Annotated in this window: 4 protein-coding genes; 3 read left to right on the forward strand and 1 reads right to left on the reverse strand. The window is 49.2% G+C overall.

What is annotated here, in order from left to right:
- The first annotated feature begins 18 nt into the window (after positions 1-18).
- The 3 genes from SFC66_RS03660 to SFC66_RS03670 all read left to right on the forward strand — a co-directional run bounded on the left by SFC66_RS03660 (position 19) and on the right by SFC66_RS03670 (position 15,364).
- Positions 19-12,897, forward strand: coding sequence for an Ig-like domain-containing protein (locus SFC66_RS03660; RefSeq protein WP_411217347.1), 12,879 nt, complete (start codon positions 19-21; stop codon positions 12,895-12,897).
- A gap of 61 nt (positions 12,898-12,958) precedes the next feature.
- Complete coding sequence (locus SFC66_RS03665) at positions 12,959-14,659, forward strand: hypothetical protein (protein ID WP_411217348.1); 1,701 nt, start codon at positions 12,959-12,961, stop codon at positions 14,657-14,659.
- 12 nt (positions 14,660-14,671) lie between these two features.
- Entirely contained in the window at positions 14,672-15,364 is a 693-nt protein-coding gene (locus SFC66_RS03670) for a class D sortase (RefSeq protein ID WP_411217349.1), read from the forward strand.
- A 55-nt stretch (positions 15,365-15,419) separates the two neighbouring features.
- Here SFC66_RS03670 and maa read toward each other — a convergent pair whose 3' ends face one another.
- On the reverse strand, positions 15,420-15,980 hold the full coding sequence (gene maa / locus SFC66_RS03675) for a maltose O-acetyltransferase (protein WP_411217350.1): 561 nt from the start codon (positions 15,978-15,980) through the stop codon (positions 15,420-15,422).
- Positions 15,981-16,080 lie beyond the last annotated feature (100 nt).

The following is a 16,080-nucleotide window of genomic DNA, read 5'->3' on the forward strand; positions in this document are numbered from 1 at the left end:
ATGAAAAGAGGTTAAAGGATGAGCAAACGAAAAGATTATGATCATAAGAAAAATATGCAGCGTAAAAACAAAATGCGCATGGCAAAGCGCTCCTCCGCCCTGATCGCAGCGGCAGCAATTGTCGTAACACCATACGTTTACGATTCGGAACAAAAGACCCTGAGCAAATATACGGCAGAAGCCGCGGATATCGCAGTTCTTGGAAACCAATCACTTAGAGCGAGCTACTCAGGCGGAGTTTTGACTCTCACTCTCCGAGGGAATCAGCTGGCTAACGTTGGTGTATTAAACAACTACTCTCCCAATTTCCAACTACCAGAAGAACTTTCTAGTCTTCTGCAAAACCCTAATATACGCAGCCAAACATCCATTAGCTACTCCATACCGTATGCAGGTATAGGCGGTATTGCCCTGAATAATACCGGAACTGTCAGCGGCAGCCGTTTGACTTTTAACACAGCCACTAATTCATTTGGTACCAATATCCAGCATACATTGGGCATCGCTGTTTCAAGCCCTACTACGTTTACAGCACGCATCAATCTAGCAAACTTGGGAATTACAGAATTGCCAACAGCGCCAGATGGCAGATTGGATTTCCGCGCTGTTGCTACAGATACACTGCTTGCAAATGTTGATTTGCTCAACAGCAGAGGCGGCTCAGCTTCTATCACGACAGGCGTTTCGGACACACAACCGCCGAGTGCACCAGTACTTAACAGTATTGACAGCGATGATACTACCCTCTCCGGCACAGCAGAGGCAAACAGCCGCATCAATATCTCATTGCCGGATGGCTCTACAGCCACTGCGACAACGGATGCAAATGGCAACTGGTCTGCCACCATACCAGCTCAGCGCTCCGGCGGAACCATTTCTGCTACAGCGACTGATGCAGCTGGCAACCGAAGCTCTGCCGGAACTGTTACTGTCACAAATTCAGATACCGAGCCTCCGGCTGCTCCGGTGATTGATCCAGTCAATAGTAATGATACTACCATTTCCGGTACTGCCGAGGCTGGAACATCCATCACCTTGACACTTGGAGATGGCTCCACCGTTGAAGCAGTAACCGATGAAGCTGGCAACTGGTCCGCTGAAATACCAGCTCAAGCTGCAGATTCAACCATCACTGCAGTAGCGACAGATGAGGCTGGAAATGATAGCGAAACTTCCAGTGTAACGGTCACAAACGGAGATACAGAAGCACCTGCCGCTCCTGAAATCTCGCCGGTCGACAGTGACGATACGACCTTAACCGGCACAGCTGAAGCTGGAGCTGCTATCACTATCACGCTTGGGGATGGAACGGTTATCGAAACAGAAGCAGATGAAAATGGCAACTGGACAGCAGAAATCCCTACCCAAGATCCGGACAGCGATATATCTGTCACAGCTACAGATGCTGCTGGTAACCAAAGCTCTCCTGGCACAGTTACCGTGACAAATGCAGGCGGCGGTGCTGATACAGAGCCACCAGAGGCCCCTGTCATCGCTCCTGTCACAGATGAAGACACGACTTTATCCGGTACAGCCGAAGCGAATGCAGACATTATTGTCACACTGCCAGACGGGAACACAGCCGAAACAACCGCAGATAGCGATGGCAACTGGACTGTCGATATCCCTGCTCAAGCTGCAAATAGCGAAATCGCTGCTGTTGCAGTCGATGAAGCCGGGAACGAAAGTGAAAGTGGTACTGTCACCGTTACAGACGCAGATTCTGACGCTCCTGCTGCTCCTGAGATCAATCCGGTGGATAGCGACGATACTTCCCTTTCCGGCACAGCCGAAGCAAACGCTGAAATTGTCGTTACGCTTCCTGATGGGACCACCGCCGAAACGACGGCTGATGCGGATGGAAACTGGACTGTCGATATTCCGACTCAAGCTGCCGATAGTGAGATTTCTGCTATTGCTGTCGATGAAGCTGGCAACGAAAGTGACGCTGGTTCTATCACCGTAACGGATGCAGATTCCGATGTCGAAGCACCGGCCGCTCCGGGAATCAATCCAGTAGATAGCGATGATACTTCCCTTTCTGGTACTGCAGAACCTAATGCTGACATTATCATTACACTTCCTGATGGAACAACTGCAGAAACGACTGCTGATGCTGGCGGTAACTGGACAGTTGATATTGCTGCCCAAGACCCCGGAAGCGAAATCACTGCTATCGCTATCGATGATGCTGGTAATGAAAGTGACGCAAGCAGCATTGAAGTAAGCAATGCTGATACAGAAGCTCCGGCAGTTCCTGAAGTGAATGATGTTAATAATGATGACACTTCCCTTTCTGGTACGGCAGAGGCAAATGCCACCATTACCGTCTTACTTCCGGACGGATCAGAAGTTGAAACAACTGCTGATGCGGATGGCAATTGGACGGTTGATATTCCTGCACAAGAAACTGGCAGTGTGATTTCTGTTACAGCTACAGATGAAGCTGGCAATGAAAGTGATGCTGGATCTGTCACAGTGACGAACGCAGATACGGAAGCACCGGTCGCTCCGGAAGTTGACCCTGTCGATAGCGACGATACATCCATTTCCGGCACAGCGGAACCGAATTCCGATATCGAATTGACGTTCTCCGATGGCACAAAGGTAGAAACAAGAACAGATGCTGATGGTAACTGGACGGTCGAAATTCCGCCTCAAGAACCTGGCAGTGAAATTTCCGTAGTGGCAATTGATGATGCAGGCAACCGAAGCAATGCAAGTACAGTTGTAGTCATCAATTATGATTCCACTCCGCCTCCAGCACCGGAAATCGATCCCGTTAACAGCAATGACACTTCCCTTTCTGGGACAGCAGAACCAAACGCTGCTCTTGTCATTTCTTTACCGGATGGTTCCACAGTCAATGCAACAGCAGATGCAGATGGTAACTGGACGACGGACATTCCTGCTCAAGAGCCCGGTGGTGAGATTTCAGCAATCGCCATTGATGAAGCTGGAAACCAAAGCGGCGCCGGAACAGTAACTGTTACAAACGCCGATACCACTGCTCCAGATGCTCCGACAGCCGATCCTGTGGACAGCGATGATACGACTTTCTCAGGTACAGCTGAAGCAAACGCAGATATCATCGTCACACTTCCGGATGGTACTGCTGTCAGAACGACAGCAGATGCAGATGGCAACTGGTCAGTTGACATCCCTGCACAGGATCCTGGCGCTATCCTTTCCGTCGTAGCGGTCGATGAAGCGCGCAATATCAGTCCATCCAACACAATCAATGTAACGAACGCTGATACTACTGCTCCCGATGTCCCGGAAATCAATCCTGTCGATAGTGATGATACAGCACTATCTGGTACGGCAGAAGCTAATGCTGACATCATCGTGACACTTCCGGATGGTTCGACTTTAACTACAAGAGCAGATAACGATGGTAATTGGTCAGTCGACATTCCGGCCCAAAACCCAGGTGCTGTACTTTCGGTTGTTGCTGTCGATGACGCACGTAATATAAGCGGTGCTGGCACGGTCAATGTTACAAATGCTGATGTCACTGCACCGGATGCTCCGGAAATCAATCCTGTCGATAGTGATGCTACAGCACTTTCCGGTACGGCAGAAGCCAACACTGACATCATCGTGACGCTTTCGGACGGGTCTACTGTCAGTACAACAGCGGATGCTGATGGCAATTGGTCAGTCGATATCCCGACTCAGGATCCAGGTGCTGTACTTTCGGCTGTGGCCGTAGACGAAGCACGCAATATCAGCGATGCTGGTACAGTAAATGTTACAAACGCTGATGTCACTGCTCCAGATGCTCCGGAAATCAATCCTGCAGACAGTGATGATACGACGCTTTCCGGCTCGGCAGAAGCGAACGCTAACGTGGTAATCACTCTGCCTGATGGCTCAACGCTTACTATAACAGCGGATAGCGATGGCAACTGGACAGTGGATATTCCGGTCCAAGATCCTGGCGCTGTACTTTCAGCAGTAGCAGTTGATGATGCACGCAACACAAGCTCTGCAAGCACTGTCACTATAACGAACGCTGACACGACTGCTCCAGATGCTCCGGAAATCAATCCTGTCGACAGTGATGATACAACTTTATCCGGTACAGCAGAAGCGAACGCTGATGTGATTGTCACCCTGCCGGATGGCTCAACGCTCACTGCAACAGCGGATGCTGATGGCAACTGGACTGTCGATATCCCTGCCCAAAATCCTGACGCTGTACTTTCAGTCGTAGCAGTTGATGATGCAAGCAATATCAGCAGTGCCAGCACGATCAATGTTACAAACGCAGATACTACTGCTCCAGATGCTCCAGAGATCAATCCAATTGACAGTGGTGATACAACTCTATCCGGTACAGCAGAAGCGAATGCTGATGTGGTAATCACTCTGCCAGATGGCTCAACTCTAACTACAACAGCAGATAGTGATGGCAGCTGGACTGTCGATATCCCGGCTCAGAACCCTGGTGCTATATTGTCTGTCGTGGCGGTTGATGAAGCACGCAACATCAGTGATGCCAGCACGGTCAACGTAACAAATGCTGACACCACTGCTCCAGATGCTCCAGAGATCAATCCTGCAGACAGTGACGATACGGCGCTTTCCGGCACAGCTGAAGTCAACGCCGACATTATCGTCACACTGCCGGATGGAACGATTCTTAATGGAACAGCTGATGCGGATGGTAACTGGTCAGTCGATATTCCTGCTCAGAACCCTGGCGCAGCACTTTCTGTTGTGGCAGTGGATGAAGCACGCAACATCAGCGATGCCAGCACGATCAATGTGACCAACGCTGACACCACTGCTCCAGATGCTCCGGAGATCAATCCGGTAGATAGTGAGGACACAATACTCTCCGGTACCGCAGAGGCAAATGCCGATATTATCATCACGCTGCCAGATGGAACCACTATCAGTACGACAGCGGATGCAGAAGGCAATTGGACAGCCGATATCCCAGTCCAAGATCCCGGCGCCATACTTTCAGTTGCAGCAATTGATGCAGCGCGTAATGTCAGTGAAAGAAATACAGTCAGCGTAACAAACGCTGACACGACTGCACCGGATGCTCCAGAAATCAATCCGGCTGACAGCGATGACACGACACTTTCTGGCACAGCAGAAGCGAATGCAAATATCGTCATCACGCTGCCTGACGGATCAACACTTAACACAACAGCCGATGCGGATGGGAACTGGACAGTCGATATTCCAGCTCAAAATCCTGGCGCGATACTTTCCGTTGTGGCGGTTGATGATGCGCAAAATGTGAGCGATTCAAGTAATGCCACCGTCACAAACGCTGATACGACTGCTCCGGACGCTCCGGAAATCAACCCAGCAGATAGCGACGATACAGCACTTTCCGGTACTGCCGAACCTAATGCAAATATCATTGTGACTCTTCCGGATGGAACATCTATCCGCACAACTGCGGATGCCGATGGCAGCTGGACAGTCGATATTCCAGCTCAAAATCCTGGCGCAGTACTTTCTGTTGTGGCGGTTGATGATGCGCAAAATGTGAGTGATTCCAGCAATGTCACCGTAACGAACGCTGACACGACTGCTCCAGACGCGCCGGAAATCAATCCGGCTGACAGCGATGATACAGTACTTTCCGGTACTGCTGAGGCGAATGCCACCATCATCGTGACTCTTCCGGATGGATCTACTTTGAACACAACAGCGGATGCCGATGGTAATTGGACAATCGATATTCCAGTTCAAGATCCTGGTACGGTATTGTCTGTCGCGGCTGTCGATGATGCGCAAAATGTGAGTGATTCCAATACTGTCACTGTCACGAATGCGGATACGACTGCTCCGGATGCTCCGGAAATCAATCCTGCAGATAGTGATGACACTGCTCTTTCAGGCTCAGCTGAAGCGAATGCCGACATCATTGTCACCTTGCCTGATGGCACTTCCGTCCAAACAACTGCGGATGCGGATGGTAATTGGACTGTCGATATTCCAGTTCAAAATCCTGGAGCAGTATTAGCTGTTGTAGCAGTCGATGAAGCCCGCAATGTTAGTGGCGCTAATACAATCACTATAACGAACGCTGACACAACAGCACCAGATGCTCCGGAAGTCAATCCAGCTGACAGTGATGACACAGTACTTTCCGGTACGGCTGAGGCAAATGCAAATGTCATCATCACACTGCCAGATGGATCGACTTTAAATACAACAGCAGATGCGGATGGCAGATGGACAGTTGATATACCGGCTCAAAATCCTGGCGCAGTACTATCTGTTGCAGCAGTCGATGATGCTCAGAATGTGAGTGCTTCTAGTGCAATCACCGTAACAAACGCTGATACGACTGCTCCGGATGCTCCAGAAATCAACCCGGCTGACAGCGACGATACGGTACTTTCCGGTACAGCTGAGGCAAATGCAAATGTCATCGTGACGCTTCCAGATGGCACGACTTTAAATACAACAGCAGACGCGGATGGTAACTGGACAGTCGACATTCCAGTTCAAGATCCTGGCGTGGTGTTATCCGCGGTGGCAGTCGATGATGCTCAGAACGTGAGCAATTCCAATACAATCACTATCACGAATGCAGATACCACGGCTCCAGATGCTCCGGAAATCAATCCGGCTGACAGTGATGATACGGTACTTTCCGGTACAGCAGAACCAGATGCCAACATCATTGTCACCTTGCCGGATGGTACATCCGTCCGGACGACAGCTGATGCTGATGGCAATTGGTCAGTTGATGTTCCGGCTCAAGATCCAGGCGCTGCCCTATCTGTGGTAGCAGTCGATGCAGCACGCAATGTCAGTGATGCTAATGAAATCACTGTAACGAACGCTGACACAACGGCACCAGATGCTCCAGAGGTCAATCCGGCAGACAGTGACGACACGTCACTCTCGGGTACAGCGGAAGCTGATGCAAATATCATCGTGACACTTCCTGATGGTTCAACTATCAGAACAACAGCAGATGAGCAAGGTAACTGGATCGTTGACATTCCAGCTCAAAATCCTGGTGCTGTACTTTCAGCAACAGCAATTGACGAGGCAGGCAACATCAGCGGCGCTAATACGGTGACCGTAACAAATGCCGACACCACTGCTCCAGGTGCACCTGAAGTGAATCCTGTAGCTAGTGACGATACAACGCTTAGCGGTACGGCAGAAGCCAATGCGGATGTCATCGTGACACTGCCTGATGGGTCCACGATAAACACGACAGCAGATGAGCAAGGCAACTGGTCCGTTTCCATCCCGAATTTAAATACCGGTGATACTGTCTCCGTTGTTGCTGTTGATGAAGCTCGCAACATCAGTGACCCTGGATCAGTTACAGTGGAGGCTGGTGCGCTTGAAAACCCAGCTCCTCCGACAGTAGGAGCTGTTTCAGACAATGACAACTTCATTTTCGGTATTGCAGGTATTAACTCTTACATTTCACTTTACTTTGCAGATGGTACAGTGATTGAAACAAGAGCTGATGATCAAGGTCAATGGTCGGCTGAAATCCCGCCTCAACCAGCGGGCAGTGAAATAAGCATCATTGAAACCGATGAAAATGGCAATAGCAGTGAGCCTACCGTTATCACAGTTGCCGATGAAACGGATACGGAAGCGCCAGCAACACCTATCGCTTTGCCCGTTTCCAATACTGACACTGCACTATCGGGAATTGCAGAACCTGAAACAACAGTAGTAGTGACATTGCCGGATGGCACACAGCTTGAAACTGTTACCGATGAAAATGGGAATTGGTCGATTGCAATCCCGCTTCAAGAAGCAGGCCAAGAACTTAGCATCGTATCTGTAGATGCAGCTGGCAATCAAAGCGAAGCACAAGTTGTCAGTGTTGCCGATAACATCCAGCCGGAACTTCCTTCTGTGAACCCTGTGACCGATGCAGATACGGCACTTTCCGGCGAAGCGGAACCAAATGCAACAGTCGTCATCACATTGCCTGATGGTTCAACGGTTGATGCTCCTGTTGATGAAAACGGAAACTGGCAAGCGACCATCCCGGCTCAAGATCCTGGTGATGAAATCACTGTTGTCGTGACTGATCCTGCTGGTAACATCAGCAATCCTGCAGTCATTCCGGTTGAAAATAGTGATACAGATGCTCCGGAAGCAGCCATTGTGAATCCAGTAACGGATGCGGATACAACACTTTCCGGCGAGGCTGAACCAAATGCAACAGTCGTCATCACAATGCCTGACGGTACTGCAGTTCAAGCTCCTGTTGATGAAGATGGCAACTGGCAAGCGGCTATCCCGGCTCAAGAAACTGGTGATGAAATCACTGTTGTCGTGACTGATCCTGCTGGCAACAGCAGCAATCCTGTAGTCATTCCAGTTGAGAATAGCGACAACACAGCTCCTGATGCTCCGGTCGTAGATACTGTGAATGATGCAGACACGACGCTTTCCGGAGAAGCTGAACCGAATGCAACCGTCATCGTCACGTTGCCTGACGGTACTGCTGTTCAAGCTCCTGTTGATGAAAATGGCAACTGGCAAGCAACTATTCCAGCTCAAGCGCCTGGAGACGAAATTACAGTCGTAGTAACAGATCCTGCTGGTAATAGCAGCAATCCTGTAGTCATTCCAGTTGAGAATAGCGACAATACAGCTCCTGATGCTCCGGTCGTGGATACTGTGAATGATGCAGATACGACGCTTTCCGGAGAAGCGGAGCCAAGTGCCACTGTTGTCATCACATTGCCTGACGGTTCTAACGTTCAAGCTTTTGTGGATGAAGACGGTAACTGGCAAGCGACTATTCCAGCTCAAACACCTGGCAGCACGATCAACGTTGTTGTAACGGATGCAGCCGGTAACATCAGTGATCCAACAGTCATTTCCGTTGAAAATAGTGACACGGATGCTCCAGTAGCAGCCATTGTGGATCCTGTGACTGATGCGGATACGACGCTTTCCGGTGAGGCAGAGCCAAATGCAATAGTTGTCGTCACACTGCCTGACGGTTCTAGTGTTCAAGCTTCTGTTGACGATAATGGCAGCTGGCAAGCGGATATTCCGGCTCAAGCACCTGGCAGCACAATCAACGTTGTTGTAACAGATGCAGCTGGTAATGTCAGTGACCCTACTGTCGTTTCCGTTGAAAATAGTGATACAGAAGCTCCGGAAGCAGCCATTGTGGATCCTGTCACGGATGCGGATACAACTCTTTCCGGTGAGGCAGAACCTAATGCCACTGTCGTCATTACACTCCCGGACGCTACTGCCGTTCAAGCTTCTGTTGACGAAGATGGCAACTGGCAAGCGACTATTCCAGCCCAAGAGCCTGGAACTGAGATTCTTGTTTCTGTAACCGATGCAGCTGGCAATGTTAGTGATCCAACGGTCGTTCCCGTTGGGAATAGTGATACCGAAGCTCCTGACACACCAGTTGTGAACCCGGTGACGGATGCGGATACAACGCTTTCCGGTGAAGCAGAACCAAATGCCACTGTCGTTGTCACATTGCCTGACGGTACTGCTGTTCAAGCTTCTGTTGACGATAATGGCAGCTGGCAAGCGGATATCCCGGCGCAAGAGCCTGGCAGCTTAATCACCGTTGTTGTAACGGATACAGCTGGCAATGTTAGTGCCCCAACGGTCGTTTCCGTTGAAAATAGTGATACCGAAGCTCCTGTTGCTCCAGCTGTGGACCCTGTGACTGATGCAGATACAACACTTTCCGGTGAAGCAGAACCTGACGCCACTGTCGTTGTCACACTGCCTGATGGGTCAACGGTCGATGTCCCGGTTGATGAGGATGGCAATTGGCAAGCAGATATTCCAGCTCAAGAGCCTGGAACCGAGATCATCGTAGTCGTAACCGATCCAGCTGGTAACATCAGTGATCCTGCGGTTATTCCGGTTGAAAACAGCGATATGGAAGCTCCTGGCACACCAGTCGTGAACCCTGTGACCGATGTAGATACGACTCTTTCCGGCGAGGCCGAACCTAATGCTACAGTCGTCATCACACTGCCTGACGGTTCTGCTGTTCAAGTTCCTGTTGATGCTGACGGTAACTGGCAAGCGGATATCCCAGCTCAAGAGCCTGGCAGTACGATAAACGTTGTCGTGACTGACCAAGCTGGCAACACTAGTACTCCAGCTATCATCACGGTTGAAAATAGCGATACGGAAGCTCCTGACGCTCCAGCCGTTAACCCTGTGAATGATGCTGATACTACACTTTCCGGCGAGGCCGAACCCGATGCCACTGTCGTCATTACACTGCCAGACGGTTCTGCTGTTCAAGCTCCTGTTGATGCTGACGGTAACTGGCAAGCGGATATCCCGGCTCAAGAGCCTGGGACTGAGATTATCGTAGTTGTAACTGATCCAGCTGGTAACATCAGTGATTCAACAATCGTTCCGGTTGAAAACAGTGACACAGATGCTCCTGATGTTCCGATTGTAAATCCAGTTTCGGACGAGGATACGACTCTTTCCGGTGAGGCAGAGCCTGGTGCTTCTGTTGTCATCACACTGCCGGGTGGTTCAACTATTGAAACTCCCGTTGATGCGGATGGTAACTGGCAAGCAGATGTTCCAGCGCAAGAGCCTGGCGAGGAGATTGCCATTGTCGTAATCGATCCAGACGGTAATGTAAGCAACCCGGTCATTGTCCCAGTACAAAACAGCGACACCGATGCTCCTGATGTTCCGACTGTAAATCCAGTTTCGAACGATGATACGAGTCTTTCCGGCGAGGCTGAGCCTGATGCTACTGTTGTCATCACATTGCCTGATGGATCAACCGTTGAAGCTCCAGTTGATGCTGATGGTAACTGGCAAACAGATATTCCAGCGCAAGAGCCTGGTGATGACATCACTGTTGTTGTAACCGATCCAGCTGGTAATGTAAGCAACCCAGTCATCATCCCAGTAGATAACAGCGACACCGGTGCTCCTGATGTTCCGACTGTAAATCCAATTACAGATGAAGATACAACTCTTTCCGGGGAGGCTGAGCCTGATGCTACTGTTGTCATCACATTGCCTGACGGTTCAACAGTTGACGCTTCTGTTGATGAAGATGGTAACTGGCAAGCGGATATTCCAGCGCAAGAGCCTGGTGAGGTAATCACAGTTGTTGTAACAGATCCAGCTGGTAACATCAGTGACCCTGTAATTATTCCAGTGGAAAACAGCGATACCGATGCTCCTGATGTTCCAACTGTAAATCCAGTGACGGATGAAGATACGACGCTTTCCGGTGAGGCTGAACCTAATGCAACTGTTGTCATCACACTCCCAGACGGTTCAACTGTTGAAGCTTCTGTCGGTGAAAACGGTAATTGGCAAGCGGACATTCCAGCGCAAGAGCCTGGTAATGACATCACGGTTGTCGTCATCGATGCAGCTGGTAACGTAAGTGCTCCAGGAATCGTTTCGGTAGCTGACAGTGACACTGAAGCACCTGCTGCTCCGGTAGTCGATCCAATTACAGATGCTGATACGACTCTTTCCGGCGAGGCTGAGCCTGACGCTACTGTTGTCATCACATTGCCTGATGGTTCAACTGTTGAAGCACCTGTCGATGAGGACGGCAACTGGGAAGCTGATATCCCGGCGCAAGAGTCTGGTGAAGTAATTACTGTTGTCGTAACAGATCCTGCCGGTAACATTGGCAGTCCGGTGATCGTTCCAGTGGATAATAGCGACACCTTGGCTCCTGATATTCCAGTTGTGGATTCAGTGACAGACGCAGACACAACCCTTTCCGGTGAGGCTGAACCTAATGCAACTGTCGTCATCACGCTGCCTGACAGTTCTGTAATTGACGCACCTGTCGATGAAGATGGAAATTGGGAAGCTGATATCCCGGCGCAAGAGCCTGGTGAGCAAATCATCGTTGTCGTAAGGGATTCGGCTGGTAACATTAGTAATCCTGCAGTTGTGCCAGTAGGAGATAGCGACATCGTAACGCCTGATGTACCAATCGTCGACCCGATCACAGAAGATGACGATACTATTTCCGGTGACGGCGAACCTGGTTCCACAGTCGTGATCACGCTTCCGGGCGGCGATACGATTGAAACTCCGGTAGGCGACGATGGTACTTGGGAAACTGACATACCAGCGCAAGAACCTGGCGAGGAAGTTATCGTCGTAATCATTGATCCTGAGAACGGTGTGAGTGACCCTGTCATTGTTCCAGTGGAAGACGGTGAGTCTGATACTCCTGCTCCTCCGACTGTCGATCCGATCACAGAAGATGATGAAACCATCTCCGGTGACGGCGAACCTGGTTCCACAGTCGTGATCACGCTTCCGGGCGGCGATACGATTGAAACTCCAGTAGGCGACGATGGTACTTGGGAAACTGAGATACCAGCTCAAGAACCTGGCGAGGAAGTTGTGGTCGTTATTACTGACCCTGAGGGCAATGAAAGCGATCCTGTAACGATTCCTGTAGAAGACGGTGAGTCTGATACTCCTGCTCCTCCGACTGTGGATCCGATTGATGAAGGAGGAGATATAATCTCCGGAGGCGGTCAACCTGGAGGTACAATCATCATTACACTTCCTGGAGGCGAAACGGTTGAAGTTCCTGTCGATGAAAATGGCAACTGGTCCGTACCAGTTCCTGGACTGGAAACTGGTGATGAGATTTCAGTCATCGGTAAAGATCCTGAAGGTAATGAAAGCACGCCTATCAAAGCGATTGTCGGCTATAATGATGAAGAAGCCGCTTCAAACGGTAGTGATGGATCAAGGAATGATGCTGCTGTCGCCTTGCCGAATGGATCTGCAAACGATTCTTATGGCGGAAGCCAGCTGCCGCAGACATCGAATAATTTCTTAACATCCATCTTGGTAAGTGCAGGAGCGCTGTTTGCCGGAGCTGCCTCACTAATTGCATCTCGTTTCAGAAAGAAAAAACAATAATGTGAATTGTGGAAGAGGAGCTTATATGCTCCTCTTCCTATACATAAAAGGAGGATGCGCCATGCAGAAAGATGCCTATACAACAAGAAAAATCCAGTCTCAATTGGATTCAGTAGAGAAACAATTGCATACTCTAAAAGACCATATCTCCCCTTCTGTACGTACTCATACTTCATACACCTATATCCTTTTTGCATCGCTTGGTACACTTGGTGATCAGGCTGAGGTTGTTTACACTGCTCATCATCACTTCCATACTGCTGTATCTGAATTGCTTCGACGAATAGAAGTCCACAGCAAAAAGCGCTCCATCATTTTCCCCTGGATTAAAATTGATACTGTCAGTCAAGTCAAACCAATCGCCATTTCTTCCCTGCAGGATTCGGTAAGTTCCTGCAAAAATAACTATTTCAAGTACGGCATCAGCTTCGATAAGAGTTTTGATCATGCTTTCCTGGAACAAGAAATCAACGGAAATGTGTTTATACAGGAAAACAACACTGGTCAAAAACACTGGAATGATAAAGCAGTGAATGACTATCTATTGAAGCGGGTTTGGAATCGGCCCCTCCACCCCTTCCAGCTTTCAGACTATAAGGATCAAACGGTCTTCTTATTCGATACAGTTTCAGTTCTCATAGAGCAAATGGCCACTATCCGTTTAGAGCACCATAGTCATCGCAATGGCATACGTCCCATCCGGCATCGCGAACGCCACATAGACACGCTGATACAATGCGGGACGAATCATCTGCGCGACCGCGTACAGCCCAACGGGAAATTCGACTATGCAATCTATGCTGCTGGCTCCAGATCCAGAACTTCATATAATCTGATCAGACACGCCGACGCCATCCACTCATTAGCAGATGGATACCGCTGGAAAAGGACAGTGCAGCAAGATGATCCTGCTTTGCTAGAAAAAATGAAAACCGCTTTGGATTATCTATTAACATACAAAGTAAAAAAGAATGAAAGTACAGCGCTTATTGAAAGGGAAAAGACAAATGTGCTTTATTCCCTCGGAGCTACCGCCGCAGCCATCATTGCCATAGCCAATTATCAATCTCTGACTGGCGATGATCAGTACCTGCGGGCTGCTGAAGAATTGGCCAATGGGCTGCTGACATTGCAAAACAAGAGCGGCAGTTTTTTGAACATCACAGCAAAGCAGCATCAGGCAGGTTATGATGCGAAAGCTGTTTATAGCTTACTCCGGCTTTTCCAGTTGGATAACAATCCAAAATGGCTGGAGAAAAGCAAACTTGCTTTTGAACATTTTATCAATCGCCGAGCACAACCTGCACCAAATCATTGGCTTAGTTATGCTGTCTACGAGATGACGTGCATCATACCTGATCAACGTTATTTTGCAATGAAACTGAAGAGTATCCAGAAGCGTTTAACTGATATGAAGGGAAATGCTGCTCCTTCTCCGACTCAATTGCAGATCCTGCTATGTGCCAGGAAATTAATTGACCGTATGCAGCAAATACAGTTAGATCATCTTTTACGCGGATTCGATCTGCAATCTTTGGAGGATACCATCCATGCACGCGCAGATCAGCAGCGAATAGGCTTTTTCTATCCCGAGGTAGCCATGTATATGAAGAACCCCAGCTTGATAGCAGGAAGTTTTTTCAGCCGCCAGCACGGGTACCGCGTACGTATCGATGATTTGCAGCATAATATCAGTGCTTATTACCTTTATGCCCAATACTATTTGACTGATCAAGATAGACAGTCACTTATACCTTCCTAGGAGGTGTACTGCATGCTGAAATTCACAGGTTATGCCCTGTTATTGATCGGAGTCTTCGTTCTTGTGTTTACTGGCTATCAGTTTTACCAGACAAAAGCCCAGAGCGATGAGCTTTTGGAAGAAGCCCATGCGATGTTAGCTGAGGAAAAAAAGGACAGCAGTACCACCGTAGCGCTAAAAACGTCAGCTGATGATGACCATTCAGGGACAAAAGAAGCGGCATCTGCTGCTGAAGGTGACCATTCTGGCACAAAAGAATCAACACCTGCTGCTGAAGGTGACCATTCCGGTAAAAAAGAAGCAGCACCTGCTGCTGAAGGTGACCTGGTCGGCATCTTGCGGATACCAGACATAGACTTGGAAGTTTCCATTACCGAAGGGACAAAACCGCAAGATATGAGGTCAGGTGTTGGCCATGAATCCAGCTCCAGTATGCCTGGACAAGGAAATCAAGTATTTCTTGCCGGACATAATGACTCTACTTTCAGACGTGCAGGAGAATTGAAGAATGGCGATGTGCTGATTATGGAGACACCGCAAGGAACTTTCACCTATACCATGTACGCACATGAAATCGTCCACGAGTCCGAAACCGATGTCATCACACCAGGTGATGAGGAAACACTGGTCCTTATGACTTGTTATCCATTCACCGGTATAGGCTCGCCGACAGAGCGTTATCTCATATATGCAAAGCCAAAATAAGCACAGCATGGCGCTGTGCTTTTTTAGATATATGTATGACAGCCAAGATTGCCTGCTACAACTCGATCTGCTTGATGACTTTAGCCGGGTTGCCCCCAACCACCGCATTGGCCGGCACGTCCTTCGTCACAACCGCACCAGAACCGATCACTGCATTATCTCCGATTGTGACGCCCGGGTTTATGATGGCACGTCCTCCAATCCAGACATTGTCACCGATGGCCACTGGTTTTCCAAATTCATATCCAGAATTACGTACTGTTGGATGCAGCGGGTGCGTTGCAGTGTAGATATGCACACCGGGAGCAAGCATACAATTAGCGCCTATGCGGATTTCACAGATATCCAGCATAACGCAATCAAAATTCGCGTAGAAATTTTCCCCAAGATGAATATTGTATCCGTAATCGCAGCGGAAGGTTGGTTCGATATAAGCCGGACCTTTCATCGAACCTGTTATTCGCTTCAGCAGATTGGTGCGCTCTGCATGTTCATAACTTGTCGTATCATTATATTTCCGAATCAATTCCCTGATCTCCATGCGCCTGTCCGTCAGTTCCTTATCAGATGGACGGTAAAGCTCCCCGGCCACCATCTTCTCTCTTTCAGACTTCATTTGTTTCTCCCCTTCCTGGTAATCTGGTAAATTGCATCTCTTTGGTTATAAAACTCATAAACGCTGTCCATACTGATTCTATTATATCGCAAAGGAGAAT

Source organism: Terribacillus saccharophilus, assembly GCF_046592895.1.
Taxonomy (GTDB): domain Bacteria; phylum Bacillota; class Bacilli; order Bacillales; family Amphibacillaceae; genus Terribacillus; species Terribacillus saccharophilus_D.

Bases quoted from the DNA above. Each gene is read 5' to 3' on its own strand.
- maa (WP_411217350.1), bottom strand. From the start codon at position 15,980: ATGAAGTCTGAAAGAGAGAAGATGGTGGCCGGGGAGCTTTACCGTCCA.
- SFC66_RS03670 (WP_411217349.1), top strand. From the start codon at position 14,672: ATGCTGAAATTCACAGGTTATGCCCTGTTATTGATCGGAGTCTTCGTT.
- SFC66_RS03660 (WP_411217347.1), top strand. From the start codon at position 19: ATGAGCAAACGAAAAGATTATGATCATAAGAAAAATATGCAGCGTAAA.
- SFC66_RS03665 (WP_411217348.1), top strand. From the start codon at position 12,959: ATGCAGAAAGATGCCTATACAACAAGAAAAATCCAGTCTCAATTGGAT.